This window comes from uncultured Xanthomonas sp. (assembly GCF_964278005.1).
GTDB classification, from domain to species: Bacteria; Pseudomonadota; Gammaproteobacteria; order Xanthomonadales; family Xanthomonadaceae; genus Xanthomonas_A; species Xanthomonas_A sontii.
This window is the reverse complement of sequence record NZ_CAXYKF010000025.1, coordinates 107,482-132,570: the sequence shown is the minus strand read 5'-3', so window position 1 is coordinate 132,570 and position 25,089 is coordinate 107,482. Positions and strand designations below refer to the sequence as shown.

Genomic DNA, 25,089 nt, shown 5'->3' with positions numbered 1-25,089 from the left:
GGCCAACCGTGTCCCAGGAATGCGCTGCGTATGTGCGCTCGTCGCTGCCGACAACCGCGGTCACGGTGGGTACGCCGTTGTCACGCGCGACAGATAGCGATGGGGACGCCGACGATTGGCCGAGGCACGTGCCCACTGCGTGGTGCGCGTGTAGTCGAGCGTGGTCGCGTCGGGGCTGAAGCCCCTCCCACACTGACGGTCGACAGCGTCCGTGGCGGTGACGCCTTTGCTGGCTGCGACGACAGGGGCGGTGGGCTCCCACGGCATGCCGGCTCGCCAACGCCAATGCTCGGCAAGCGCGCTGTGTCCGCACGCCGCCAAACCTTCCATTGTGGGAGGGGCTTCAGCCCCGACTGCAGGATCCAGCCGCCGTCGCTGCGCCGCTCCTGCTGGCATGGAGACATCTCCCCGAGCACCGGCGCTCACGCCGGCGCCCGGGGCATCGCTTCAGCCCTTGCGTGACGAACGCTTCGCTGCGGTGCCGCTGGCCGCGCGCTTGACGGTTTTCTTCGCGACTTTCTTCGCGACCTTCCTGGCCGCCGGCGTCTTCACCGGTGCCGAGGCAGGTTTGCGCTTGGTCGACTTGCCTGGCTTCGCCGAAGCCGAGGCATCGCCCGCCTTGGCCCCGCCACGCTTCGGTGCCGGCGTCACCGGCCGGGTCTCGGTGGTGGCGGTGGCTTCCGGCGGGCGCCGCGGCGGCGGGCGACGCCCGGCGGTCAGGGTGCGCCAGGTGTGGCCGCCGTTGAGCGCCAGCAGCGCATCGGCCGCGGCCGGGCCGGCACTGCCGGCCGGGTACTGCGGGGTCTCGTCGGCCGAGGTCTGCCAGGCGTCGAGGATCGGCTGCACGATGGTCCAGGCCGCCTCGACCATGGTCGCGTCCTGGAACAGGCCGGCCTCGCCGTGCATGCAGTCCTGCAGCAGGCGTTCGTAGCCCACCGTGTATTCCTTGGGGAACCAGTCGCGGTAGCGGAAGTCCATGCGCACCGGCGCCAGGCTGACCCGCGCGCCTGGGCGCTTGACGTCGAACTGCAGCGAGATGCCTTCGTCGGGCTGGATGTGCAGCACCAGCCAGTCCGGGCCGTAGCCGCCGATCTCGGCGCTGCGCAACGGCGCCAGCGGCGCCGGCTTGAAGCGGATCGCGATCTCGGTGGTGCGCTCGCGCAGGCGCTTGCCGGTGCGCAGGTAGAACGGCACGCCGGCCCAGCGCCAGGTGTCCACCTGCAGCTTCATCGCCACATAGGTCTCGGTGTTGGAGTCCGGCGGCACGGTGTCTTCCTCGCGGTAGCCGGGCACCGCGTTGCGGCCGATCGCGCCGGCCGCGTACTGGCCGCGCACCACGTCGGCGGGGCTCAGCGGCCGCACCGCCTCGATCACCTCGGCGCGCCGGCGCAGCATCGCCGCCGGGGTGAACGCCGCCGGCGGCTCCATCGCGATCATCGCCAGCAACTGGAACAGGTGATTGGGCACCATGTCGCGCAGGCAGCCGGTGGGATCGTAGAACCCGCCACGGCCTTCCACGCCGATGGTCTCGGCCGCGGTGATCTGCACGTGGTCGATGCGGTCGCGGTTCCACACCGGCTCGAACAGGCCATTGGCGAAGCGGAACGCGAGGATGTTCTGCACCGTCTCCTTGCCGAGGAAATGGTCGATGCGGAACACCTGGTCCTCGTCCAGCACGCGGCCGACGATGGCGTTGAGCTCGCGCGCGCTCTGCAGATCGTGGCCGAACGGCTTCTCCACGATCACCCGGCGCCAGCCGCCGTTGGGGCTCTGCTTGACCAGCCCGGCTGCGCCCAGTTGCTCGATCACCGGTGCGAAGAAGCGCGCCGCGGTGGCCAGATAGAACAGCACGTTGCCGCCGGTGCGGTACTGCGCGCCGATCTTCTCCAGCAGCGCGCCCAGGCTGCGATAGGTGCCGGCATCGTTGAAGTCGCCGCGCAGGTAATGCAGGCGCGAACGCAGCCAGCCCCATACCTCCTCGTCCAGGCCATCGGCCTTGAACTCTGCGTCGCGGTCGGCCATCAGCCCGCGCATCGCATCGCCGAGCATGCGCCGCCACGCCACTTCGCTGACCGCGCCGTGGTCCACGCCGATGACCGCGAATTCCTCGGGCAGCGCACCGCTGTGGCGCAGGTTGTACAGCGCCGGCAGCACCAGGCGCCGGGTCAGGTCGCCGCGGGCGCCGAACACCACGATCAGGCAGGGAGGAGTGGTCTGGGAGGCATCGCTCATGGATGGGTGTCCTGTTCGCCGATCAAGCCATGCAGGCGCAGCGCCGCGTGGACCAGCGCCACGTGCGAATAGCCCTGCGGGAAATTGCCGAGCATGCGGCCGCTGCGCGGGTCGTACTCCTCGGCCAGCAGGCCGACGTCGTTGCACAGCGCGAGCAGGCGCTCGAACAGCGCGCGCGCCTGCTCGCCGCGGCCGAGCAGCGTGTAGTTCTCCACCAGCCAGAAACTGCAGGCGATGAAGGTGCCCTCGCCGGCCGGCAGGCCGTCGCCGCTGGCGTCGTCGGCGCGGTAGCGCTCGACCAGGCCGTCGATGCTCAGGTGTTCGGCGATGGCGTCGGCGGTGGCGGCCACGCGCGGATCGTCCGGCGGCAGGAAGCCGACCAGCGGGATCAGCAGGGTCGCCGCGTCCAGCCGCTCGCTGCCGTAGCTCTGCACGAAGTAGCCATCGCGGTGCACGCCCTGCGCCAGCACCTGCGCATGGATCTCGTCGGCCAGCGCGCGCCAGTGCGCGCGTTGCGCCGCGTCGGCATCGGTGACGCCGTCGCGCGCGCCGCAGTCGAACGCCAGCCACGCCATCACCTTGGAGTGGACGAAGTGCTGGCGCTTGTCGCGGATCTCCCAGATGCCCTCGTCCGGCTCGCGCCAGCGCTGCTCCAGCACCTCCAGCAACTGCCGCGCCAGCGAGCGGCCATGCACCGCCGAGGCCATGCCCTCGTGGTGGCCGCGATGGAACGCGGCGATCACCTCGCCATAGACGTCGAGCTGGAACTGGCCGACCGCGGCATTGCCCACGCGCACCGGCGAGGCGCCCTCGTAGCCGGGCAGCCAGTCCACCGTCCATTCGGACATGCGCCGCTCGCCGCCGATGCCGTACAGCGCCTGCAACTGGTCCGGCGAGCCGGCCACGGTGCGCTGCAGCCAGCCATGGAACGCGGCAGCCTCGTCGAAATAGCCGGCCGCGCGCAATGCGGTCAGGGTGAACACCGCATCGCGCAGCCAGCAGAAGCGGTAGTCCCAGTTGCGCTCGCCGCCCAGGCGTTCCGGCAGCGAGGTGGTCGGTGCGGCGACGATGGCGCCGGTGGGCAGGTAACTCAGGCCCTTCAGCACCACCAGCGAGCGCCGCACCGCCTCGGTCCACGGGCCGGCATGCAGGCAGCGGTGCGACCAGCCGTGCCAGAACGCTTCGGTCTGCGCCAGCGCCTGCTCCGGCGCCAGCAACGGCGGCAGCTCCAGGTGCGAGGCGCCGTGGCTGAGCACGAACCAGGTGCTTTCGCCGGCTTCCAGCACGAACTCGGCTTCGGTGGCGAAGCCGTGGCCGTGCATGGCCTGCGGGCTGCGCAGCGCGATCTGGTCCGGCCCGGCCACCGCCTGCAGGCCGCCCTCGATCTGCGACACCCAGGGAATGGTGCGGCCGTAGTTGAAGCGCAGCTGCAGCTGCATGCGCAGCGGCACACGGCCGTGCAGGCCGCGCACGATCCGCACCACGTGGTTGTGCATCACCTCGTCGTGACTGGCGACCATGAAGTCGAGCAGCGCCACCGCGCCGGTGTCGGTCTCGAACCGCGTCTCCAGCACCAGGCTACCGTCGCGGTAGGCACGGGTGCTGGTGAAGTCGCCCTGCGGCGCGATCGCCCAGCGGCCGTGGTCGGGTTCGCCGAGCAGGGCGGCGAACAAGGCATCGGAATCGAAGCGCGGCAGACACAGCCAGTCGATCGAGCCGCGACGGTCCACCAGAGCCGCGCTGCGGCAGTTGCCGAGCATGGCGTAGTCTTCGATTCGCGAGGCCATCGTGGGCGCCGGTGCGGAGGAGCGGCGAGTCTGCCAGCGCCGGTGTTTGCGTCGCGTAATCGCCGCGCGGCGTCGTTCAGGCGCGCGCAAGCGGCCGGCTGCGGCTACACTGCGGCTGCGCATGACTTCCGATCCCGCTGCCGCCGCCCTGCGCACTCTGGTCCTGGAGGACGATCCGATACTGCGCGATCGCATCCTGGTGCCGGGCCTGCGCCGTTTCGGCTTCGCCGCCGACGGCTGCGGCACCGGCGCGGAACTGCAGCAGCGGGTGCAGCGCGAGGGCGCCGAGATCGTGGTGCTGGATGTCGGCCTGCCCGACACCGACGGCTTCACCCTGGCCGGCGCGCTGCGTCTGCAATACCCGGACCTGGGCATCGTCATGCTGACCAGTCTGGGCCAGATCGAGGACCGCATCCGCGGCCTGACCGGCGGCGCCGACGCCTATCTGTCCAAGCCGGTGGAAATCGACCTGCTGGCCGCGACCCTGCACAGCCTGGCGCGGCGCGTGAGCGGGCGCCCGCCTGCGGCGCCGGCGCGCGGGCGCTGGCAGGTGAGCGAGGACGGCTGGTGCCTGCTGTCGCCGTCCGGCGCCGCCGCCGCGCTGACCGGCAGCGAACGCCGGCTGTGCCTGCGCCTGCTCGAGCAACCGGGCCTGCTGGTGGCGCGCGAGGCCTTGATCGCCGCGCTCACCGACCGCGTGTACGACTTCGACGCGCACCGCCTGGATTCGATGGTGCACCGCCTGCGCAGCAAGGTGCAGCGCCGCTGCGGCGAGCCGCTGCCGCTGGCCGCGGTGCACGGCAAGGGCTACATCTTCGATCCCGCCGGCTGACGCGCACCGCGCGCGCGCGGCGCCGCGGCGCACAGACCTTCCGGGCAGGCGCTACATCGCCACCGCATCGGCGTGCGGCAGCACGATGCGGAAGCGCGTGCCCACGCCCACCGTGCTATGCACCTGGATCCGGCCGCCGGCGCGCACCACCAGGTCGCGCACCACCGCCAGGCCCAGACCGGTGCCGCTGTCGGCGGGCTTGGTGCTGTAGAACGGCTCGAACACCTGCGCGGCCACCTCCGCCGGCATGCCGTGGCCGTCGTCGGCGACCTCGATGACGGTGCCCTCGTCCTCGCTGGACACGGCGATGTCGAAATGGCCGCGGTCGGCGATCGCGTCGCGGCTGTTGGAGGCCAGGTTCAGCAGCATCAGGTCGAACTGGCTGCGCTCGAAACGGATCGGCGCCGGCGCCGCCGGCAGCGCGCAGCGCAGCACGATCCGCGCTTCCAGCAACTGCCGCAGCATCGGCTGCAAGGCCTCCACCGCGGCCGCGGCGTCGAAGCGTTCGACATGCTCGGCGTCGCGGCGGCTGAAGCGCAGCAGCCGGCGCACGATGGTCATGCCGCGCTCGGCCGATGCCTCCACCGCCGCCAGGCTGTCCTCCAGCTGCGCGATGCGCTGCGCGTCGCTGGTCAGGTCGTCGTCGTGGCGCGCGGCGGCGAAGCCGGACATCACCGCCAGGATGTTGTTGAAGTCGTGGGCCAGGCCGCTGGCCATGCGCTCGGTGATCTCGCGTTTCTGCGCGTGGATCAGCTGGGTCTGTGCGCGTTCGCGTTCCTGCATCTCCTGCTGCAGGCGCTGGCCGCGCGCATTGGATTCGCGCAGGCTCTCGCGCAGCGCCTCGGTGGTGCGGTCCAGCAGCAGCGCCACCAGCAGGTAACTGAACAGCACCGGCAGCACGTTGAACAGCGCCTGCGCCGGCGCGCCGGCCAGTTCGGCCAGGGCGTCGCGCCCCACGCCGACGCCGAGCATCAGCAGCAAGGCGACGAAGGTGACCCACAGCGCGCGGCGCCCCAGCACCAGGCCGGCCAGGATCAGCACCAGCATCTGCGCCAGTTGATCCGGCAACTGCCGCTGGAAGCCGTGGATGGCGGCGTTGACCAGCAACGAGCCGAGCATCGCCCCGAGCAGCAGCCGCACGCCGCCGCGCAGGGCGCCATGGCGCACGCGCACGAAGCCGATCGCCGCGCACACCCCGATCAGCAGACTCATGGTCAACGAAATCAGCATGCCCGGCGGCAGCGGCTGCCCGCGCAGCTGCGGCCAGGCCAGCACCACCGCCACCACGATCGTGGCGGGAATGGTCACCGCCAGGAACAGCAGCAGCAACTGGATCACCCGCGCATTGCGCCGATCCACCTCGTCCACCAGCGGCGCGCGGCCCAGCCAGTTCCAGAACGCCTTCGCCATGCCGCCGTGCTCCATTCCCGTTCAGTGAGAATCCGATGATGATCATGCGAGAACTTGCAGGTGACAAGTCGGTGACGGCGGGCCTAAGTTCGCATGACGGAACACGCCCGGGGACGACGGCGCTGCTTCCAGACCACTCCAGACCGATGCGGAGGCGCACACGCGCCGCCGACGTCACCTTCTGCCCTGCCGTTTTTTCAGCCCGAGATCGCCATGAACGCATGCTCTTCCCTGCGCGGCACCGCCGCCGGTCATCCGATTCCCCGCGCGTACAGCACCCTGGCCCTGGCCTGCGCGCTGTGCCTGACTTCGACGGCGATGGCGCAGACGCCCACCACCAGCGCCACGACGGCCGCCAGCACCCAACCCGCCACCGGCACAGACGCCACGGCCAGCGACGCCAGCGCCACGCCGGCCGCGACCACCTACGACCCCAGCGTCTACTTCAAGGCCACCGGCAGCGCCGACAGCAACGCCGGCGCCGACGCCGACGGCGACGAAGCGCTGGCCGCAGGCGAGGCCGCCTCGGCGGTCGGCACCGGCACCATCGCGCTCGGCGGCGGTGCGGTCGGCTACGCCAACCACGCGGTGGCGGTGGGTCACAACAGCCTGGCCACCGAGATCTCCACCACCGCCATCGGCGGCATGCTCGACCTGGATTTCTCCTACCAGCCCAACGGCGTGGTGATCCTGCAGCAGACCTCCGCCACCGGCGTGGCCGCCACCGCGCTGGGCGCCGGCGCCCAGGCCAGCGGCAAGTACAACGTGGCGGCCGGCGCCGGCGCGATCGCCAGCGACCGCTCCAGCGTCGCGGTCGGCGGCATCGTCGATGTGGGTGAGGAGATGAACCCGGGCTTCGGTGCGGAGGGCTCGCAGTTGCAGGCCACCCAGGCCACCGGCCCGCTGTCCACCGCGCTGGGCGGCGGCGCGCTGGCCACCGCCTACAGTTCCACCGCGGTCGGCGCCCTGGCCGAGGCCAGCGCGAACCGCACCGTCGCGGTCGGCACCACCGCGGTCGCCAACCAGTACGCTGCTGTGGCGGTGGGCGCGCAGAGCCAGGCCATCGCCGAGTGGGCGAGCGCCTTCGGCAATGGCGCGCGCGCCTTGGGCACCCGCAGCCTGGCGGTCGGCGCCAGTTCCTACGCGCAGAACGACAACGGCACCGCGATCGGCCCGGCGGCGTTCGCCGGCGGCGTCGGCGCCACCGCGGTCGGCGACGGCTCCTGGGCCGGCGGCACCCGCAGCCTCTCCATCGGCAAGTCGATGGTGTGGAACGGCGACTTCTTCTCCAGCGACACCCCGTTCCTGTTCTACGACAGCATCGCCGTCGGCACGGATGCCGAGGTGTTCGGCGACCATTCGGTCGCGATCGGTCCTGGCGCCCGCGTCGGCAACTCCCATTTCGTCAACGACAAGCAGACCGTCACCAACCGCAGCGTGGCGCTGGGCGCCGGATCGGTCACCGAGCGCGACAACACCGTGTCCATCGGTGCGGCGGGCGCCGAGCGCCAGCTCACCAACCTGGCCGCCGGCACCATGGACACCGATGCGGTCAACCTGGCGCAGTTGCGCAACGTCGCCGCCGCCTTCGGCGCCGGCAGCGTGGTCGATGCCAACGGCAACCTGATCGGCGGCAATTACCTGGTGCAGGGCACGCACTACACCGACCTGGGCTCGGCGATGGGCGCGCTCGACACCGCCCTGACCGGCTTCGGCAACCGCCTGAACACCATCGGCGGTTCCGGCGGCATCAGCGTCGGCGGCGGCGACGGTGCGGCAAGCGCGCCGAGCACCGGCGCCGGCACCAATGCCGTGGCCGTGGGTTCCGGGGCCACCGCCAACGGCAACAACGGCCTGGCGATGGGCGCGCAGGCGCTGGCCTATGGCCCCAACGACACCGCCATCGGCGGCAACGCCACGGTCAATGCCGACGGCAGCACCGCGGTCGGCGCCAACGCCCGCGTCGCCGCGGTGGCGACCAACGCGGTCGCGCTCGGCGAGAGCGCCAATGCCTCGGCCGCCTCGGCCACCGCGCTCGGCCAGGGCGCCTCGGCCAGCGCCGCCAATTCGGTGGCGCTGGGCCAGGGCTCGGTCGCCAACCGCGCCAACACGGTCTCGGTGGGCAGCGCCGGCAACGAACGCCAGGTCGCCAACGTCGCCGCCGGCAGCGCCGACACCGACGCGGTCAATGTGGCGCAGATGCGCGCCGGCAACAGCGCCACCCTGAGCAGCGCCAACGCCTACACCAACACCCGCATCACCGCGCTGGACGACAGCTTCAACCAGTTGCGCACCGACACCGAACATCGCCTCGACGGCATGGACCGGCGCATGGACCGGCTCGGCGCGATGAGCGCGGCGATGCTCAACATGGCGGTCAACGCCGCCGGCACGCAGAGCCCGCGCGGGCGCGTGTCGGTCGGCGCCGGCTTCCAGGGCGGGCAGCAGGCGCTGTCGGTCGGCTATGCCCGCAAGATCGGCGCGCGCGCCTCGTTCAGCCTGGGCGGCGCGTTCAGCAGCGGCGAGTCCTCGGCCGGCATCGGCGTGGGCATCGATCTGTGACGTCACGCGGCGCCGCGCGCGCCGCCGTTTTCTTCTTCTCACCTCTCTTTCCAGGATCCGCAGATGATGTCTTCCAATACGCTCGCCGCTGCCCTCGCCGCCGTCCTGTTCGCCGGTGGCGCGCAGGCAGCCTCCCCCACCATCGGCCTGGGCGGTGTGCAAGGTCCGGTGCCGCAATCGGCCAGCGCCAACGACCTGGGCCAGCGCTTCATCGTCAAGACCCGTGACGGCGGCACCCAGGCGCGCAGCCTGCTGGCCAGCACCCTCAGCAGCGCGGTGGCGCGCAGCGGCATGCAGCGCGCGCAGATCGGCAGCAACGGGCTGACGCTGCGCAGCGCAGTCAGCGCCAAGGTGCTGCGCGACATGGCGGTGCCGGGCTGGCATGTGGTGCAGACTTCGCGCCACCTCAGCGACAGCGAGCGCACCGCCTTCATCAACGAGCTGAAGGCCGATCCGTCGGTGGTGTCGGTGCAGGTCGATCGGCTGTACCGGCGCCTGGACGAGGCCAGCATGCGTCTGCCGGCCGCGATCGCGGCCGCCGCCTCCACCACCCCCAACGATCCCGCCTACGCCAAGCTGCAGTGGAACTTCCACGACCCGGTCGGCGGGGTCAACGCCGAGCAGGGCTGGACCCGCTCCACCGGCAAGGGCGTGGTGGTGGCGGTGGTCGATACCGGCGTGGTCAAGGACAATCCGGATCTGGCCGCCAACGTGCTGCCCGGCTACGACATGATCACCGACCACCGCGTCTCGCGCCGCGACACGGACGGTCGCGTGGCCGGCGGCTACGACCTGGGCGACTGGGTGGAAGCCGACTACTGCACCGCGCTGGGCGCGTCCGGCAATGCGCCGGCGCCGAGTTCGTGGCACGGCAGCCATGTCTCCGGCACCATCGCCCAGGTCACCAACAACAACCTGGCCACGGCCGGCCTGGCCTACGACGCCAAGATCGTGCCGGTGCGCGTGCTCGGCTCCTGCGGCGGCTTCGGCAGCGACATCGCCGACGGCATGCTGTGGGCCGCGGGCCTGCCGGTGGCCGGCCTGCCGACCAACCCGAACCCGGCCGAGGTGATCAACATGAGCCTGGGCAGCGGCGCGCCGGACACCTGCCCGCAGATCTACCAGGACGCGATCGACCAGATCAACGCCAAGGGCACGATCATCGTGGTCGCCGCCGGCAACTCCAACGCCAATGCCGCCACCTACACCATGTCCTCCTGCAACGGCGTGATCAGCGTCGGCGCTTCGCGGGTGAATGGCGGCCGCGCCAGCTACTCCAACTACGGCACGCGCGTGGACATCGCCGCGCCGGGCGGCGGCGGCGACGTCGACGGCAACCCGAACGGCTACATCTTCCAGGTGATCAACGGCGGCACCCAGAGCCCGACCGGCGACTGGCAGATCGGCGGCATGGCCGGCACCTCGATGGCCTCCCCGCACGTGGCCGCGGCGGTGGCGATGGTGCAGAGCGTGGCCAAGACGCCCTTCAGCTGGACCGGCATGCGCGACCTGCTGCGCGCCAGCGCGCGGCCGTTCCCGGTGGCGATCCCCACCAGCACGCCGATCGGCGCCGGCATCCTGGACGTGGACATGCTGCTGCAGATGGCCACCACCCCGCCGTGCGATCCGTCCGACAGCAGCTGCGTGCCGCCGACCAAGACCCTGGTCAACAAGGTGGAGATGCGCGGCATCGGCAGCCAGGGCGGCGATGCGCTGTACAGCTTCCAGGCCGCGGCCGGCACGGTGGTCAGCTTCATGACCTTCGGCGGCACCGGCAACGTGGCGATGTACGTGTCGGCGGGCAAGACGCCGACCAGCAGCAGCTACGACGCGCGTTCCACCCGTGCCGGCACCACCCAGGCAGTGCGCCTCACCCCGTCCAGCGCCACGACCTACTACGTGCGCCTGAGCGGCAGCTACAGCGGCCTGACCCTGGTCGGGCGGCAGTAACGCCCGATGATCGCGCGGCGGCGCCGTTCGCCGCCGCGCCACGTGCGCGGGAGGAGAACCTCCCGCAGCGGTTCCGAAAGCAGCGACGTGCCTACCATGACGCAATACGCCCGCCTTCCGGCGGGCATTTTTTTGCTGGATGGTGCACGGCGGTGCGGCGCGAGACCGCAAGCCCCTCTCCCACCGGGAGAGGGGTTGGGGTGAGGGTGCGGCACGAGGCGCGGTGCAATGGGCGAGGCGAGGCGGTGCCCGACCCTCATCCGGCCCTCCGGGCCACCTTCTCCCGATGGGAGAAGGAAGAGCGCTAGCGGCTTTCGCGCAGGAACCGCGCCATCGACGACACTCCCGGCAGCGCCGGCTGGAACTGCCCGGCGACGTCGACGAAGCCGCGCATCACCGCGATCTCGCGCGGGGTGCGGTTCAAGGTATCGCGCAGTTCCGGATCTGCACCGGCGCGCAGCAGGCGCTGCACCAGCAGCGGCAGGCCGTGCAGCGCGGCCAGGTGCAGCGGGCCGAAGCCGCGCGGATCCTGCACCTCCAGGCTGACCTCCTCGTCGAGCAGGCGCTCGACGCCGGCCAGCACCACCGGCTCCTCGCAGGCCGTGCCCGGTTCGGCGCGCGCACCCAGCAGCAACAGCAACGGCGTGACCCCGCCGGCGGAACCGCGGTCGGCCTCGGCGCCGGCCAGCAGCAGCGTGTCCAGCAGGGCCAGCAGGCGCGACTTGTCGCGCGCGGTGAACCCGTACAGCGCGGCGCAGTGCAGCGGGGCCAGTTGCTGGGCGTCGCCGGCATGCACGTCGGCACCGGCGGCCAGCAGCCGCGCGGCGATGTCCGGCAGACCCAGCGCGCAGGCCAGCATCAGCACGGTGACCCCGCCCGGCAGGCGGTGTTCGATCTGCGCGCCGGCCTGCAGCAATGCCGCGACGATCTCGGTCTGGCGCATGCTCACCGCCGCCGACAGCGGCGTGGCGCCGCTGGCCGCGGCGTGCTGCAGATCGGCGCCGCGCGACAGCAACAGTTTCACCGCCTCGGCATGGCCGCCGCCGGCGGCGCGCAGCAACGCGGTGCAGCCCTGCGCGTCCACCGCATCCACCGGCAGGCCGAGGTCGATCAGGCGGCGGATCGCCTCGGCGTCGCCGACCATCGCCGCGGCCGGCACGTCGGCCTCGCGCAGCGGGCGCCGCGGCAGCGGCCAGGTGCGCCAGTCCAGCCAGTCGGCCAGGTCGCGGCGGCCGCTGGCCAGGGCCACGCCGAGCGGGGTCTGGCCGTCGGCGGCGCGCGCATCCGGCGAGGCGCCCTGCTGGATCAGCAGTTTCAGCGAGGCCTCGCGGCCCAGCGCGGCGGCCAGGTGCAGCGCGGTCATGCCGTGGCTGTCGCGCGCCTCGCGGTCGGCGCCGCGCTCGAGCAACTGCAGCTGCAGCCGCAGCCAGCCCAGGCGCACCGCCAGCGACAGCGGCGGATCGCCGGCCGGCGACGGCGCGAACGGATCGGCGCCGCGCTCCAGCAGTTCCAGGGCGAACTGTTCCAGCGCGCGCGACGCGTGATCGTGCTGCGCGCAGGCGGCGAGCAGGCGGGTCAGGCCGCCGCGGCCGGCCGGCGACACGCCGTGGCGCAGCATCGCCTGCAGGCTGGGCACCGCCTCCACGCCGCGCGAGAGCAGCGCGAACATCGGGGTGTCGCCGCAGGCATCGAGCACCTCCGGCTCGGCGCCATGCGCCAGCAGCCAGTCCACCGCCTGCGCGTTCAGCGCCAGCGGCGGCTCGTGCAGCAGCGCGCCCAGTTCCTCGGCCGCGCATAGCCGCGCCAGCGCGGCCAGGCCGTCGCGCGGCTGGCCCAGTTGCAGGCCTTCGCGCAGCAGTTCCAGCGGCGGCCGGTCGGGCAGCCCGGCCGGGCCGGTCTCGCCCTGACCGTCGCTGACCGCGGCCGGCAGCGGATAGTCCGGGTCCAGCGCGGACACGATCGCCCAGCGCCCGGCCTCGGCGGCCAGGTCGACGGCGCGGCGGCCGCTCTGGTCCGGCTGCGCCGGCGCCACGCCCAGCTCCAGCAGGCGCCGGATCAGCCCAGGGGCGACGTGGTCGGCAGTGCAGGCCAGCAGGATCGCGTTGCGGCCATCGCCATCGACCGCAACCAGGTCCGGCTTGTGCGGCAGCAGCCGTTCCAGCACCGCCACGCGGCCGTGGCGGGCGGCTTCCAGCCACGGCGTGCGGCCCAGCGCATCGCGCGCTTCCAGGTTGGCGCCGGCGCCGAGCAGGGCCTGCACGATCTCCACGTGGCCGGCCTGCGCCGCCTCGTGCAGCGCGCTGCGGCGCTGGCGATCGCGCGCGTCGACCCGCGCCTTGTGCTTGAGCAGCAACTGCACGCCGGCCGGATCGTCTTCCTCGGTGCCGGCCGCGGCCAGCAGCACCGGGCTGGCCTCGGCAGGCTCCGGCTTGGCGCCGCGCTCGAGCAAGAACTTGGCCATGCGCCAGTTGCCGACCTGGCAGGCCACCGCCAGCGGGGTCAGGCCGTCGCGGTTGGCCGCGTCCAGTTCGGCAGCGGCGTCGCGCAGCAGCGCAGCCACGCCCGGGTCGGAACTGCGCGCGGCGTGATGCAGCGGAGTGTTGCCGTCGCCGTCGCTGGCGCGCGGGTCGGCGCCGTTGGCGAGCAGGGTCATCACCGCCTCCGGGCGGCCATGCCAGCTGTCGCGGGTGGCGGCCAGCAGCGGGGTCATGCCCAGGTGCGGGCGATTGACGTCGACCCCGCGCACGATCAGTTCGCGCAACAGGCGCAGGTCCGGCAGCACCGCGGCCAGCACCGGCAGGCTGCGCTGGTCGCGCCACTCGGCGGCGGGCAGCGCATGCGGATCGGCGCCGGCCTGCAGCAGTTGCAAGGCGCGATCGACGCGCCCCCCGCGGGCGGCGTCGTACAGCGCCGCATGCAGTTCGTCCTGCGCCGGCGGCGGCTCGTCCGCGCGCGGCGCGGCGGTGGCGCTGAGTTCGGCGAACAGGTCGGCCGAGGACACCGGCGGGGTCAGCGTCTGCGGCGGCGCCACCCGTTGCAGGCCGGCATGCAGCAGCGGCGACAGCAGCGCATAGGCCAGCGCCAGCGGCCAGCGTGCGGCCTCGGCGAGCAGTCCCGGCCAGGCCAGCACCACGCCGAGCCCGGCCAGCACCAATACCAGCGCGGCCACCGCCAGCCCGCGCCAGGCTTGCACGTCCTGCTGCGCCAGCGCATGCCAGCGCGCGCCCAGCGGGCCGCCCTCGGCATCGCTGCCGTGCCACAGCGGCCAGGTCCGCCACAGCCCGAGCAGCGCGGCACTGGCGGCCACGCTCAGCGCCAACGCGGCAGCCAGGCTGCCGCTGTCGTGCAGCGCCGCCAGCGGCCAGGCCACCAGCACCGCGACCAGCGCCATGCCGCCGGCCCACAGCACCAGCAGCGGCACCGCCGCGCCGACCAGGTCGCGCGCGGCGCGTGGGCGCGGCCGGCTGCCACGGTGCCAGGACAACGCCAGCGCGAACGCCGGTTGCGCCAGCCAGGCGCCCAGGGCGGCGGCCAGCGGGCCGATTCCGGCGGCCAGCGCCAGCACCGCGCCCAGGGCGGCGGCGAGCATCGGCGCACGCGCGCGGAGGAAAGAGTCAGTCATCGTGTCGATCGGTGGTGCCGGGCAGGGACGGCGGCAATTGCAGATGGAAGCCGCAGCCGGCGAGGTTGGCGCGCACCGCGGCCGGATCGGCGCGGGCCAGCGTGCGTTCGGCGGTCAACGCCACCTCGAGCACGAACGCCAGCGGCTGCAGCGACGCCAGCAGCGCCGGCGGCAGACGGCCGAAGTCGTCGCGGGCGGCGAGATACAGATAGGTGTCCGGCTTGCGTTGGCTTTTGTAGACGTAGGCTTGCATGCCCGTGGCGTGCGCCTGGCGTGGAAAGGCAAGCGATTGTGGAGGAAATGCGCCAGCGGCGAAAGCGCACGCCGGCCCTGCGCTGAACGGATCCGGGCGCGGGCGCTATTCACGTTCGCGTCGTGGGTGTTTCACGGCATGACCGAATGCGTCGATATACTGCGGCGATTGTCCTTGTATGGAATACCGCGTGACCGAAGCGTCCTCGTCGCCCCGCATGGCCCCGGTGGCCATTCGCGCCTACACCGCGACCAACGCGCTCGGCAGCGGACTGCAGGCCCAGGCCGCGGCGCTGCGCGAGGGCCGCAGCGGCCTGCGCCGCAACGACTTCGGTCCGCAACCGCTGGAATGCTGGATCGGCCGGGTGGACGCGCTGGAAACCGCCGCGCTGCCGGAGGCCCTGGCCGCGTGGGAATGCCGCAATAACCGCCTGGCCTGGCTCGCCCTGCAACAGGACGGCATGGCCGCGGCCGTGGCCGCCGCGGCGCAACGCCACGGCGCCGAACGGGTGGCGGTGGTGATGGGCACCTCCACCTCCAGCATCGGCGCCAGCGAGGAGGCCTACACCCGGCTCGAGCACGATGCGGAGGGTCCGCGCATGCCCGCCGACCTGGACCGGCCGATCGTGCACACCCCGCATTCGCTCGGCGATTTCGTGCGCGCCGCCACCGGCCTGCGCGGCCCGTGCATCACCGTCGCCACCGCCTGCTCGTCCAGCGCCAAGGTGTTCGCCCAGGCCGCGCGGCTGATCGCCGCCGGCGTGGTCGATGCGGCGCTGGTCGGCGGCGTGGACACGCTGTGCGGCAGCGTGCTGTTCGGCTTCAACTCGCTGCAGGTGGTGTCGCCGGAACCATGCCGGCCGTTCGACGTGCGCCGGGTCGGGCTGTCGCTGGGCGAGGCCGGCGGCTACGCGCTGCTGGAGCGCGCCGATGCCGCCGACGCGCCGCCGGCGCAGGCGCTGCTGTGCGGCTACGGCGAATCCAGCGACGCCCACCACATGTCCGCGCCGCATCCGCAGGGCCTGGGCGCCGGCCTGGCGATGCGCGGTGCGCTGCAGCGCGCCGGCGTGGACGCGGCCGAGGTGGGGTACCTGAACCTGCACGGCACCGCGACCCCGGCCAACGACAGCGTCGAGGCCGCCGCGGTGGCGGCGCTGTTCCCGCCGACCCTGCACGCCAGTTCGACCAAGGCCTGGACCGGGCACACGCTCGGCGCCGCCGGCATCGTCGAGTCGGTGTTCGCGCTGCTGGCGCTGCGCGACGGCCTGTTGCCCGGCACCCTCAACAGCGAACTGCCCGACCCCGCCTGCGGCCCGCAGATCCGCTTCGCCACCGCCCATGCACAGGTCCGCTACGCGATGAACAACTCCTTCGGCTTCGGCGGCAACAACTGCTCGCTGCTGTTCGGCCGCGCATGAGCACGCCCATGCTGAGCGCGACGATCGAAGGCATCGGGTTCTGGGCGCCCGGCCTGCCCGGATGGACAGTGGCACAGGCGTTCGCGCGCGGCGACGGCGCGCTGCTGGAGACGCCGGCGCGGCCCTCGCCGCAACTGCTGGCGCCCAACGAGCGCCGCCGCGCGCCGGACACGGTGGCGGTGTCGCTGGACGCGGCGCTGGCCGCCTGCCAGGACGCCGGCCGCGACCCGGCCACGCTGCCGTCGGTGTTCACCTCCACCCACGGCGACCTGGCGATCACCGACTACATGTGCACCACCCTGGCCAGCGAACCGCTGTCGGTGTCGCCGACCAAGTTCCACAACTCGGTGCACAACGCCGCCGCCGGCTACTGGACCATCGGCGCCGGCGCCACCGCCGCGGCGACCGCGATCAGCGCGCACAGCGGCAGTTTCGCGCAGGGACTGCTGGAAGCGCTGTCGCAACTGGCCGCGGGCGAAGACGCGGTGCTGCTGGTCGGCTACGACAGCCGCTCGGTGGGGGCGCTGGGCCGGATCGCGCGCAGCGAGGGCCTGCTCGGCGGCGCGCTGGTGCTGAGCGCGGGCGTCCGCGACGGCAAGCCGCAATTGCAGGTACAACTGCGCGACGGCACCGCGCCGGTTGGCGATGGCGCGCTGGCGCGGCATGTCGCGGGCAACGCGATGGCGCCGATGCTGCCGCTGTTCGACGCGCTGGCGCTGGGCAGCAGCGGTTGCGTGCTCGATGCCGGCGGCGGCCGCTGCCTGCAGGTGGAGCTGCGCGCATGAGCCGCACGCCGCTGAGCGCCGCCGACGCGGCGATCCTGATTCCGGCCCTCAACGAACGGCTGCGCATCCGCGAGGTGATCAGCGACGCGCTGGCCTACTGCCCGCGGGTGATCGTGGTCGACGACGGCTCCGACGACGGCACCAGCGACTGCATCGCCGACCTGCCGGTGACCCTGCTGCGCCATCCGCAGCGCCGCGGCAAGGGCGCGGCGCTGCGCAGCGGCTTCGCCGAAGCGCAGCGCCAGGGCGCGCGCGCGGTGATGACCATGGACGGCGACGGCCAGCACAGCGCCGCCGACTTCCCGCGGTTGCTGGCCGCGGCCAACCGCCATCCCGGCTGCGTGATCGTGGGCGCGCGCCTGCGCAAGCGCGCCAGCCAACCGCCGATCCGCCGCATCGGCAACGATTTCGGCGACTGGGGCATCGCCTGGGGCTGCGGCTTCCGCCTGGTCGACAGCCAGAGCGGCCAGCGCCTGTACCCGCAGTCGGTCTACACCCTGCCCGACGTGCCCGGCGAAGGCTTCGTGTTCGAGGCGCAGCTGCTGATCTCGGCCGCGCGCCAGGCCGGCGCGCGGGTGGTGGCGGTGCCGATCGAGACCCGCTACGCCAACCAGACCCCCGGCACGTTCCGCAAGAGCCACTTCCGGCTGGTGCGCGATCTGTGGAAGATCACCTCGCACGTGATCGTGCAGGTGTGGACCTATGGGCACGTGGTGCGCGAGTACCGGCGCACCCGCGCCAACCCGGTGCTGATCGACGACATCGACGGCACCCTCGACACGGCCCCCCTGGCCGTCGCCAAGGAAAAGACGACATGAAGGCAGCGCAGGCGGATGTGGCGATTCTGGGCGGCGGGCTGGCCGGGCTGACCCTGGCGCTGCAGTTGCGCCAGCGCGACCCGCAGTTGCGCATCCGCGTGCTGGAACGGCGCGCGCACCCGGTACGCGAGGCCGCCTTCAAGGTCGGCGAGTCCTCGGTGGAGATCGGCGCGCACTACTTCGCCGAGGTGCTGGGCCTGCGCGAGCACCTGGATGCCGAACAGATCCGCAAGTTCGGCTTCCGCTTCTTCTTCTCCGACGGGCGCACCGACATCGACCAGTGCACCGAGCTCGGGGTGAGCCAGTTGCTGCCCACCCCCTCGTGGCAGATCGATCGCGGCCGCTTCGAGAACTTTCTCGGGCAGCGCGCGCGCGAGATGGGCGTGGAATTCCTCGACGGCAGCACGGTGCGCGGCGTCGACCTGGCCGAGCACGACGGCGACCACTGCGTGCGCTACAGCCGCGACGGCGCCGAGGCCAGCCTGCAGGCGCGCTGGGTGATCGACGCCAGCGGCCGCGCCGGCCTGCTCAAGCGCAAGCTCGGCCTGGCCCAGGACAACGCGCACCAGGCCAACGCGGTGTGGTGGCGGGTGGACGGGCTGGTCGATCCCAACGGCTGGTCGCAAGACAGCGCCTGGCTGCAGCGCTGCACGCCGCCGGACCGCTGGCGCTCGACCAACCACATGTGCGGCCCCGGCTACTGGTTCTGGCTGATCCCGCTGTCCTCCGGCGCGCATTCGCTGGGCATCGTCTGCGATGCCGCCCTGCATCCGCTGGAGACCATGAACACCCACGCCAAGGCGATGGACTGGCTGCGCACGCACCAGCCGCAGGTAGCCAGCACGCTGGAGCGCAGCGAGCACACGGTGCAGGATTTCCTGTTCCTGCGCGACTTCTCCTACGGCTGCAAGCAGGTGTTCTCGGCACAGCGCTGGGCGCTGACCGGCGAGGCCGGCGTGTTCCTGGACCCGTTCTATTCGCCGGGCAGCGACTTCATCGCCATCAGCAACACCTACATCTGCGAACTGATCGGGCGCGAGCGCGCCGGGCGCGACATCGCGCCGTATGCCGAGCTGTACCAGCAGCTGTATTTCTCGTTCTACGAGAACACTCTGACCCTCTATCAGGACCAGTACCCGCTGTTCGGCGACGCCCAGGTGATGCCGGTCAAGGTGATCTGGGACTACACCTACTACTGGTCGCTGCTGGCGCCGCTGTACTGCACCGACCGCATCGCCGACCTGGCGGTGCTGGGCCGGCTGCGCCCGGCGCTGCAGCAAGCCAGCGCGCTCAACCTGGGCATGCAGGCGCTGCTGCGCGACTGGGGCGCGGCCAACCGTGCGCAGGCGGCGGCGGTGGCCGACGGTCGCCTGCTGGACCAGTACCTGATCGGCTGGTTCCACGAACTCAACCGCGCCCTGAGCGACCGGCTGGACGATGCCGCCTTCGTCGCCCGCCTGCACGGCAACGTCGCGCGCATGGCGGAACTGGCCGGGGAGATCCTGGCGCGCGCCCGCCAGCAGCATCCCACGCTGGCCGACCACGGCCTGCTGGATGCCTGCCGCGATGCGGCGACGCCGCTGCCGGTCCTGTCGCCGGCCTGGTACGCGGACGCGGCCTGATCCACGCGCAGGGCCATGCCGCCCTGCAACAACGCGCGCTTGGCGCAGCGCCACGCGGCGTCCGATCGCCGCCTCGATTTCGCAGTGCGCGTCACAAATGGCGAATATCGCCCGCGCATTCGCGTTTTCGCACGCCCCCGGGTTGACGCCTCACGCCCACGGCGCGACACAGGCCAGCCGCGCCCGCGCCCTTCAGGAGAGAACCGCATGCGCTCCACGCTGCTCGCCCTGGCCCTGCCCATGGCCGTTATTGCCGCCCCCTCCACTGCACATGCGCAAACGACAGCGCGCGCATCGGCCACCCCGGCACCGCTGCAACAATCCTGCGACGCGCTGGCGAGCCGGCTCGCCTATCCCGGCACCCGCTTCACCGCGGTACGCAGCGTGGCGGCCGGCGCCCTGCAGGTGGCCGGCCAGCCGATCGGCGCACACTGCCAGGTCACCGGGCTGATGCACGAACGCGTCGGCAGCGACGGCCAGTCCTATGCGATCGGCTTCGAGATGCGCCTGCCGGCGGCGTGGAACGGGCGCTTCTTCTACCAGGCCAACGGCGGCCTGGACGGCAACGTGGTCCCGGCGCTTGGCGACATCGGCGGCGGCGGCCAGCGCGACAATCCGCTGCGCATGGGCTTTGCGGTCATCAGCTCCGATGCCGGGCACAGCAACGCGCAGAACCCGCTGTTCGGCCGCGATCCGCAGGCGCGCCTGGACTACGGCTACCAGGCGGTGCAGGCGCTGACGCCGATGGCCAAGCGCGTGGTGCAGATCGCCTACGGCAAGGCGCCGGACTACAGCTACTTCGGCGGCTGCTCCAACGGCGGCCGCCACGGCATGGTCGCCGCCGCGCGCGACGCACAGGACTACGACGGCATCCTGGTCGGCGACCCCGGGTTCCATCTGCCCAAGGCGGCGATCGCCGACCTGGCCGCGGCCCAGCAACTGGCGGCGCTGGCCGGCGGCAGCGACACGCGCAGCGGCCTGACCGCCGCCGAGCGCAGCCTGGTGGCCGAGCGCATCGTCGCCACCTGCGATGCGCTGGACGGCGTGCGCGACGGCATGGTGCAGGACGTGCTCGCCTGCCAGCGCCGCTTCGACCTGAACCGCGACGTCGCCACCTGCGGTAGCGCCGGGCGCACCGGCCAATGCTTGACCCCGGCGCAGAAGCGCGCGCTCGGCGCCATCCACGCCGGCGCGCGCAACAGCGCCGGCACGCCGCTGTACGCGCCCTTCCCCTACGACCCGGGCATCGCCAGCGGCGACTGGGCCGGCTGGCGGCAGGACGCCTCGCTGACCCTGGTGCCCGGCTCGGTGGCCTTCGGCTTCGTCACCCCGCCGGAGGATCCGGCGGTGCTGCAGGACCTGAAGCGCTACGCGCTGCAGTTCGACATGGACCGCGACGCGCCGAAGATCTTCGCCACGGCCGGCGCCTTTGGCGAATCCGCGTGGTCGTACATGACCCCGCCGAACGAGACCCGGCTGACCACGCTGAAGAAGCGCGGCGGCAAGCTGCTGATCTACCACGGCACCGGCGACGGCATCTTCTCCTTCGCCGACACCGCGGCCTGGTACGACCGCATGCGCACGGCCGACGCCGATGCCGCCAGCTACGCGCGCCTGTTCGCGGTGCCGGCCATGGCGCATTGCGCCGGCGGACCGGCCACCGACCAGTTCGATGCGCTGACCCCGCTGGTGGCCTGGGTCGAGCAGGGCCATGCACCGGATGCGATCGTCGCCAACGCACGCGGCAGCGGCAGCGCCGCGCCCAACAACGAGGTGCCGGCCAGCTGGAGCAGCCAGCGCAGCCGGCCGCTGTGCCCGTATCCGCAGGTGGCGCGCTACGTCGGCGGCGACGTGGAGGCGGCGTCCAGCTTCGTCTGCCGCTGAGCGCACGCCGCCGTTGCGCCGCCGGCATGGCGGTGCAACGGCCGCGTCGTTTTCGAGGCGGTCAGCCCATGCCGCCGTTGATGCCGATGATCTGGCCGTTGATGTAGGCGGCCGCGTCCGAGCACAGGAACGCGACCAGTGCGGCCACTTCCTCCGGCTTGCCCGGGCGCCCGGCGGGGACCATCTGCTTGATCGCCTCCGGCGGGAACGCGCTCTCGGCCATCGCGCCCTGGATCACGCCCGGCGCGACCACGTTGACGCTGATCCCGCGGCTGGCCATTTCCCGCGCCAGCGACATGCTGGCGCCGTGCAGCGCCGCCTTGGCCGCGGCGTAGTTGGTCTGCCCGCGGTTGCCCAGCACCGCCGACACCGAGGACACGCTGACGATGCGGCCCCAGCGCGTGCGCGCCATCGGCAGCAGCAGCGGCTGGGTGACGTGGAAGAAGCCGTGCAGCGAAACGTCGATGACCTTGTGCCACTGCGCCGCGCTCATGCCCGCCATCGGCGCGTCGTCGTGGATGCCGGCGTTGTTGACCAGCACCTGGATCGGGCCGGCCTCCAGCAAGGCCGCCAGCGCCTGCGCGCTGGCCTGCGCATCGGCCACGTCGAACGCCACCGCCTCGGCGCTGCCGCCAGCGGCGACGATCGCCTCCACCACCGCCGCGGCGCGTGCGACGTTGGCATTGGCGTGCACGATCACGTGCAGGCCCTGCGCGGCCAGGGCGTGGCAGATCGCGCCACCGAGATCGCCGCTGCCGCCGGTGACCAGGGCGCGACGCGGGGAAGCAGGCTGGGACATCGTGGTTCCTTGGGCGGAGGGACAGGGCCGCCATCCTAACGACTCGTCGCGCACCGCGGGCACCCCGTCCGACGCCGCAGCAGCCTCGGGCGGACGTTATCGTGGAAACCTATCGCGATCGATGACACACGACACCGCGAAACGACACCTGCAGGAACGTGCCCGTGCATTGCCTGGGTGCACTGTGGGAGGGACTTCAGTCCCGACGCCTTCCACGCCGGGCTCTTCGGCAAGCGGCGCTCGCCGCGCCTGCAGGGCCGTCGACGCCTACGCAGTCACGCCGCGCCCAGCATCACCGTCGCGCGACCCTCGGCCAGCAACTGCCCGGCATGGCTGATGCGGAAGGCGTACTGCTGGCTGTCCTCGGCCTGCAGCAGCACCTCGGCCTCGCCTTCGATCGGACCCGGCAGATCCTGCAGTTCGGCGACGTGCAACTGCACCCCGCGCAGCGCCACCAGCATGCCCGGCCGCACCGGCGTGCCCGCGGCGCGACCGAGCAGGCCACCGTGCACCGCCATCGCCTGCGCACCGTACTCGCACAGGTGCAGCGCGCGCAGCCGATCGCCACTGCGCAGCGGATGCGCGGCCTGGCGATGCGCGACGCTGCGCAACACCACGCGCTGCGCGTCCCAGGCCACCACCTCTTCCCACAGGCACATCAGGCCCTGGTGCGGGACAAGGGCGGCGATGGCGTTGCGTCCGTGCAAGGGTTCAGTGTGCATGGCGGCTCTCCCGGGCCTCGCTGGCGGTCTCGCGCGAAATCAGCAGCGCCAGCACGAAATTGAACAGCACGCCCAGCGCCACGGTGCTGCCGATCGCGCGCAGCACCGGGATGCTGGAGGCGGCCAGCAGCGCGAACACCAGCAGGGTCATCAGGCTGCACACGATCAGCGCATGCAGGGTGCGCAACTGATCGGCGCGGTCGTCGCCGGCGTGGTCGAAGAACAGCGCGTAGTCCAGGCCCAGGCCGGCGGCCAGGATCAGCGCGATCAGGTGGAACAGGTTCAGCTCGACCCCGCAGCCGCGCAGGATCGCCAGGATCAGCAGCGTGGTCAGCGCCATCGGCAGCAGCACGCGCACGATGCGCCGCGGCGTGCGCAGCGCGATCGCCACGGTCAGCGCCAGCAGCACCGCGGCCACGCCCAGCGCGGCGAGCACGCGGCCGCGGTAGGCGGCGACCAGCGACTCGGAGGCGTCCTTCAGGTCCAGCAGTTGCGCGCCGCTGCCCTGCACCGCCCGCGCCAGCTGCGCCGGATCGCGCAGCCCGGTCAGCGACACCAGCGCGGTGGTGCGGTCCGCGCGCTCCAGCAGCAGGCCGCCGACGGGGGTCGCCAGCGGCGTGCCGTGCAGGTCGCGCGCGGTCAACAGCGGCGCACTGCGCGCGGCCTGCAGGTCGGCCAGGAACGGCGCAAAGGCATCGGCGCGGAACGGCGTGGCGGCGACCGCGGCGGCGGTGATCGCCTGCGCCTGTGCCGTATCGGGCAGAGCGGCCTGGCGCCGGCGCTGGGTGGCGGCGCTGGGCAGATAGCGCGCGGCCATGTCGTAGCCGGCCAGTTCGCCCTGCGCCACCAGCGCATCCAGGCGCGGGCGCAGGCGTTCGGACGCGGCCAGCGCGGCCTCGGCGGAAGCCGCCGGCAGCGCCAGCACGTAGCGCACGTCGGGCGCGCCCAGTTCCTGGCGCAGGTGCGCGTCGCGGGCCAGGCCGTCGGCCGGCACCGGGGTGAGCTTGGACAGGTCGTTCTGCCAGAACGGGCCCGGCGCGAACACGATGACCGCGGCCGCCAGCAGGGCCAGCGGCAGCAGCGACCAGCGCGGCCGCGGCAGCCGCGCGATGCCGCGCCACAGCCGCTCCAGCATCGGCGAATCGGCATGGTCGCGCGGCGAGGGGTCGATCAGCGCCGGCAGCAGCAGGCGCGTGGTCAGCGCCGCCACCAGCAGGCCGGCGATGGTGAACACCGCCAACTGGCGCAGGCCGTCCACGCCGGAGAACAGGAAGGTGACGTAGGCGATGCAGGTGGAGACCACGCCGGTGGCCAGCGTCGGCCACAGATGGCGCGCGTTCTCGCGTGGATCCAGGCCCGGGCGCTGATGGCTGAACAGATGGATCGGGTAGTCCTGGACCACGCCGATCAGGGTGAAGCCGAACGCCACGGTGATCCCGTGCACGCCGTCGAACAGCAGCGCCACCGCGCCGAGGCCGGCCAAGCCGGCGCTGGCCAGCGGCAGCACGCCCAGCACCGGAATCTTCCAGCTGCGGTAGGCCACCAGCAGCAGCACGATCAGCCCCACCGTATCCAGGGTGCCGATCCACTGCGCCTCGTTCTGGGTGCGCCCGCCGATCTCCACCGAGAACGCGCCGGGGCCGGTCAGGGTCAGCGTGCTGCCGGTGCCGGCGCTGACCTTGGCGAAGGCGGTGTGGATCGCATCCACCGCGCGTTGCTGGCCGGTGGGATCGAAGCCGGCGGCGCGGGTCTGCGCGACCAGCAGCGCGTCCTTGCCGGCGCGGTCGAACCACACCCCGTCGCGCTGCTGCGGGCCGCCGGCCGGCTGCAGGCTCTCGGCCAGGTGCAGCACTTCCAGGGTCGGATCGCGCGGCAGCAGCGGCTCCACCATCGCCGCCGCCGGCGAACCCAGGTCCTGCAGCCGCGCCTGCAGCGCATCGCGCAGGGTCGGCGCATCCAGCGGTTTGGCGTCGAAGCTGTCGCTGAGCAGATAGCGGTACGGCAGCAGGCGCGGCGGGATCGCGTCCAGGCCGGCGTCGGCACCATTGGCGACCAGTTCGAACACGTCGCGCTGCGCGGCCAGTTCGGCATGCAGCGCCTGCGATTGCTTGGCCAGCGTGGCCGGATCGGCCCCGGACAGCGACATCAGCAGCAGCCGCGAGCCAGGGCCTTCGCCGAGTTCGTCGAGCAGGAGTTTCTGCGCGGGAGTGCGGGCTTCCGGCATGAATTTACGAAGATCGCCCGACACCTGCAGCGCATTGCCCAGCCAGATCCCGGCCACGGTCAGCAGTGCCAGCCACAGCAGCGCCAGCGAGATGCGCATCTTCGAACTGAGGACGCGCTTCATCGCCACGTCCTCAGGCCTGCCTGCACCGCGCGATCAGCCGCCGCGCG

Annotated in this window: 16 protein-coding genes; 8 read left to right on the top strand and 8 right to left on the bottom strand. The window is 72.5% G+C overall.

Going from position 1 to position 25,089, the window contains the following annotated elements:
• Nucleotides 1–447: 447 nt before the first annotated feature.
• On the bottom strand, nt 448–2,232 hold the full coding sequence (zwf, locus tag ACHWVH_RS18720) for a glucose-6-phosphate dehydrogenase (RefSeq protein ID WP_394687750.1): 1,785 nt from the start codon (nt 2,230–2,232) through the stop codon (nt 448–450).
• Nucleotides 2,229–4,019, bottom strand: coding sequence for a glycoside hydrolase family 15 protein (locus ACHWVH_RS18715; RefSeq protein WP_394687749.1), 1,791 nt, complete (start codon nt 4,017–4,019; stop codon nt 2,229–2,231). Before ACHWVH_RS18715 ends, zwf begins: the two co-directional genes overlap by 4 nt.
• Before the next feature lie 121 nt (nt 4,020–4,140).
• Here ACHWVH_RS18715 and ACHWVH_RS18710 point away from each other — a divergent pair, with 121 nt between their 5' ends.
• Nucleotides 4,141–4,851, top strand: a complete 711-nt coding sequence (locus ACHWVH_RS18710; protein ID WP_295924364.1) for a response regulator transcription factor — start codon at nt 4,141–4,143, stop codon at nt 4,849–4,851.
• A gap of 51 nt (nt 4,852–4,902) precedes the next feature.
• Here the strand turns inward: ACHWVH_RS18710 and ACHWVH_RS18705 are convergent, their stop codons facing one another.
• Entirely contained in the window at nt 4,903–6,261 is a 1,359-nt protein-coding gene (locus ACHWVH_RS18705; RefSeq protein ID WP_043095342.1) for a sensor histidine kinase, read from the bottom strand.
• Between the two features lie 213 nt (nt 6,262–6,474).
• Here ACHWVH_RS18705 and ACHWVH_RS18700 point away from each other — a divergent pair, with 213 nt between their 5' ends.
• Complete coding sequence (locus ACHWVH_RS18700) at nt 6,475–8,823, top strand: YadA family autotransporter adhesin (RefSeq protein ID WP_394687748.1); 2,349 nt, start codon at nt 6,475–6,477, stop codon at nt 8,821–8,823.
• Between the two features lie 63 nt (nt 8,824–8,886).
• Entirely contained in the window at nt 8,887–10,773 is a 1,887-nt protein-coding gene (locus ACHWVH_RS18695) for a S8 family serine peptidase (RefSeq protein ID WP_394687747.1), read from the top strand.
• A 304-nt stretch (nt 10,774–11,077) separates the two neighbouring features.
• Here ACHWVH_RS18695 and ACHWVH_RS18690 read toward each other — a convergent pair whose 3' ends face one another.
• Entirely contained in the window at nt 11,078–14,395 is a 3,318-nt protein-coding gene (locus ACHWVH_RS18690) for an ankyrin repeat domain-containing protein (RefSeq protein ID WP_152247218.1), read from the bottom strand.
• Nucleotides 14,388–14,648 (bottom strand): YcgL domain-containing protein, encoded by a 261-nt coding sequence (locus ACHWVH_RS18685; protein WP_017909431.1) that lies wholly within the window; start codon nt 14,646–14,648, stop codon nt 14,388–14,390. The genes ACHWVH_RS18690 and ACHWVH_RS18685 overlap by 8 nt, the downstream gene beginning before the upstream one ends.
• A 217-nt stretch (nt 14,649–14,865) precedes the next feature.
• Here ACHWVH_RS18685 and ACHWVH_RS18680 point away from each other — a divergent pair, with 217 nt between their 5' ends.
• The 5 genes from ACHWVH_RS18680 to ACHWVH_RS18660 all read left to right on the top strand — a co-directional run bounded on the left by ACHWVH_RS18680 (nt 14,866) and on the right by ACHWVH_RS18660 (nt 21,174).
• A complete protein-coding gene (locus ACHWVH_RS18680; RefSeq protein ID WP_152181495.1) occupies nt 14,866–16,065 on the top strand; it encodes a beta-ketoacyl-[acyl-carrier-protein] synthase family protein in 1,200 nt (399 codons plus the stop codon).
• Between the two features lie 8 nt (nt 16,066–16,073).
• Complete coding sequence (locus ACHWVH_RS18675) at nt 16,074–16,850, top strand: beta-ketoacyl synthase chain length factor (protein ID WP_394687756.1); 777 nt, start codon at nt 16,074–16,076, stop codon at nt 16,848–16,850.
• Nucleotides 16,847–17,668 (top strand): glycosyltransferase family 2 protein, encoded by an 822-nt coding sequence (locus ACHWVH_RS18670; RefSeq protein ID WP_394687746.1) that lies wholly within the window; start codon nt 16,847–16,849, stop codon nt 17,666–17,668. Before ACHWVH_RS18675 ends, ACHWVH_RS18670 begins: the two co-directional genes overlap by 4 nt.
• Complete coding sequence (locus ACHWVH_RS18665; RefSeq protein WP_394687745.1) at nt 17,665–19,290, top strand: NAD(P)/FAD-dependent oxidoreductase; 1,626 nt, start codon at nt 17,665–17,667, stop codon at nt 19,288–19,290. The genes ACHWVH_RS18670 and ACHWVH_RS18665 overlap by 4 nt, the downstream gene beginning before the upstream one ends.
• Nucleotides 19,291–19,497: 207 nt before the next feature.
• On the top strand, nt 19,498–21,174 hold the full coding sequence (locus ACHWVH_RS18660; protein ID WP_394687744.1) for a tannase/feruloyl esterase family alpha/beta hydrolase: 1,677 nt from the start codon (nt 19,498–19,500) through the stop codon (nt 21,172–21,174).
• A 61-nt stretch (nt 21,175–21,235) separates the two neighbouring features.
• On the opposite strand, the gene fabG is transcribed toward ACHWVH_RS18660, so the two are convergent.
• The 3 genes from fabG to ACHWVH_RS18645 form a co-directional block, all read right to left on the bottom strand.
• A complete protein-coding gene (gene fabG, locus ACHWVH_RS18655) occupies nt 21,236–21,973 on the bottom strand; it encodes a 3-oxoacyl-ACP reductase FabG (protein ID WP_394687743.1) in 738 nt (245 codons plus the stop codon).
• Between the two features lie 275 nt (nt 21,974–22,248).
• Nucleotides 22,249–22,680 carry a phosphotransferase gene (locus ACHWVH_RS18650; protein WP_394687755.1) on the bottom strand — a complete coding sequence of 144 codons (432 nt, stop codon included), beginning with the start codon at nt 22,678–22,680 and terminating at the stop codon, nt 22,249–22,251.
• A gap of 4 nt (nt 22,681–22,684) precedes the next feature.
• Nucleotides 22,685–25,042, bottom strand: a complete 2,358-nt coding sequence (locus tag ACHWVH_RS18645) for an MMPL family transporter (RefSeq protein WP_394687742.1) — start codon at nt 25,040–25,042, stop codon at nt 22,685–22,687.
• Nucleotides 25,043–25,089: the final 47 nt, after the last annotated feature.

Excerpts from the sequence above, each read along its gene's own strand:
- zwf (WP_394687750.1), bottom strand. The coding sequence starts at position 2,232 with ATGAGCGATGCCTCCCAGACCACTCCTCCCTGCCTGATCGTGGTGTTC.
- ACHWVH_RS18715 (WP_394687749.1), bottom strand. The coding sequence starts at position 4,019 with ATGGCCTCGCGAATCGAAGACTACGCCATGCTCGGCAACTGCCGCAGC.
- ACHWVH_RS18710 (WP_295924364.1), top strand. The coding sequence starts at position 4,141 with ATGACTTCCGATCCCGCTGCCGCCGCCCTGCGCACTCTGGTCCTGGAG.
- ACHWVH_RS18705 (WP_043095342.1), bottom strand. The coding sequence starts at position 6,261 with ATGGCGAAGGCGTTCTGGAACTGGCTGGGCCGCGCGCCGCTGGTGGAC.
- ACHWVH_RS18700 (WP_394687748.1), top strand. The coding sequence starts at position 6,475 with ATGAACGCATGCTCTTCCCTGCGCGGCACCGCCGCCGGTCATCCGATT.
- ACHWVH_RS18695 (WP_394687747.1), top strand. The coding sequence starts at position 8,887 with ATGATGTCTTCCAATACGCTCGCCGCTGCCCTCGCCGCCGTCCTGTTC.
- ACHWVH_RS18690 (WP_152247218.1), bottom strand. The coding sequence starts at position 14,395 with ATGACTGACTCTTTCCTCCGCGCGCGTGCGCCGATGCTCGCCGCCGCC.
- ACHWVH_RS18685 (WP_017909431.1), bottom strand. The coding sequence starts at position 14,648 with ATGCAAGCCTACGTCTACAAAAGCCAACGCAAGCCGGACACCTATCTG.
- ACHWVH_RS18680 (WP_152181495.1), top strand. The coding sequence starts at position 14,866 with ATGGCCCCGGTGGCCATTCGCGCCTACACCGCGACCAACGCGCTCGGC.
- ACHWVH_RS18675 (WP_394687756.1), top strand. The coding sequence starts at position 16,074 with ATGCTGAGCGCGACGATCGAAGGCATCGGGTTCTGGGCGCCCGGCCTG.
- ACHWVH_RS18670 (WP_394687746.1), top strand. The coding sequence starts at position 16,847 with ATGAGCCGCACGCCGCTGAGCGCCGCCGACGCGGCGATCCTGATTCCG.
- ACHWVH_RS18665 (WP_394687745.1), top strand. The coding sequence starts at position 17,665 with ATGAAGGCAGCGCAGGCGGATGTGGCGATTCTGGGCGGCGGGCTGGCC.
- ACHWVH_RS18660 (WP_394687744.1), top strand. The coding sequence starts at position 19,498 with ATGCGCTCCACGCTGCTCGCCCTGGCCCTGCCCATGGCCGTTATTGCC.
- fabG (WP_394687743.1), bottom strand. The coding sequence starts at position 21,973 with ATGTCCCAGCCTGCTTCCCCGCGTCGCGCCCTGGTCACCGGCGGCAGC.
- ACHWVH_RS18645 (WP_394687742.1), bottom strand. The coding sequence starts at position 25,042 with ATGAAGCGCGTCCTCAGTTCGAAGATGCGCATCTCGCTGGCGCTGCTG.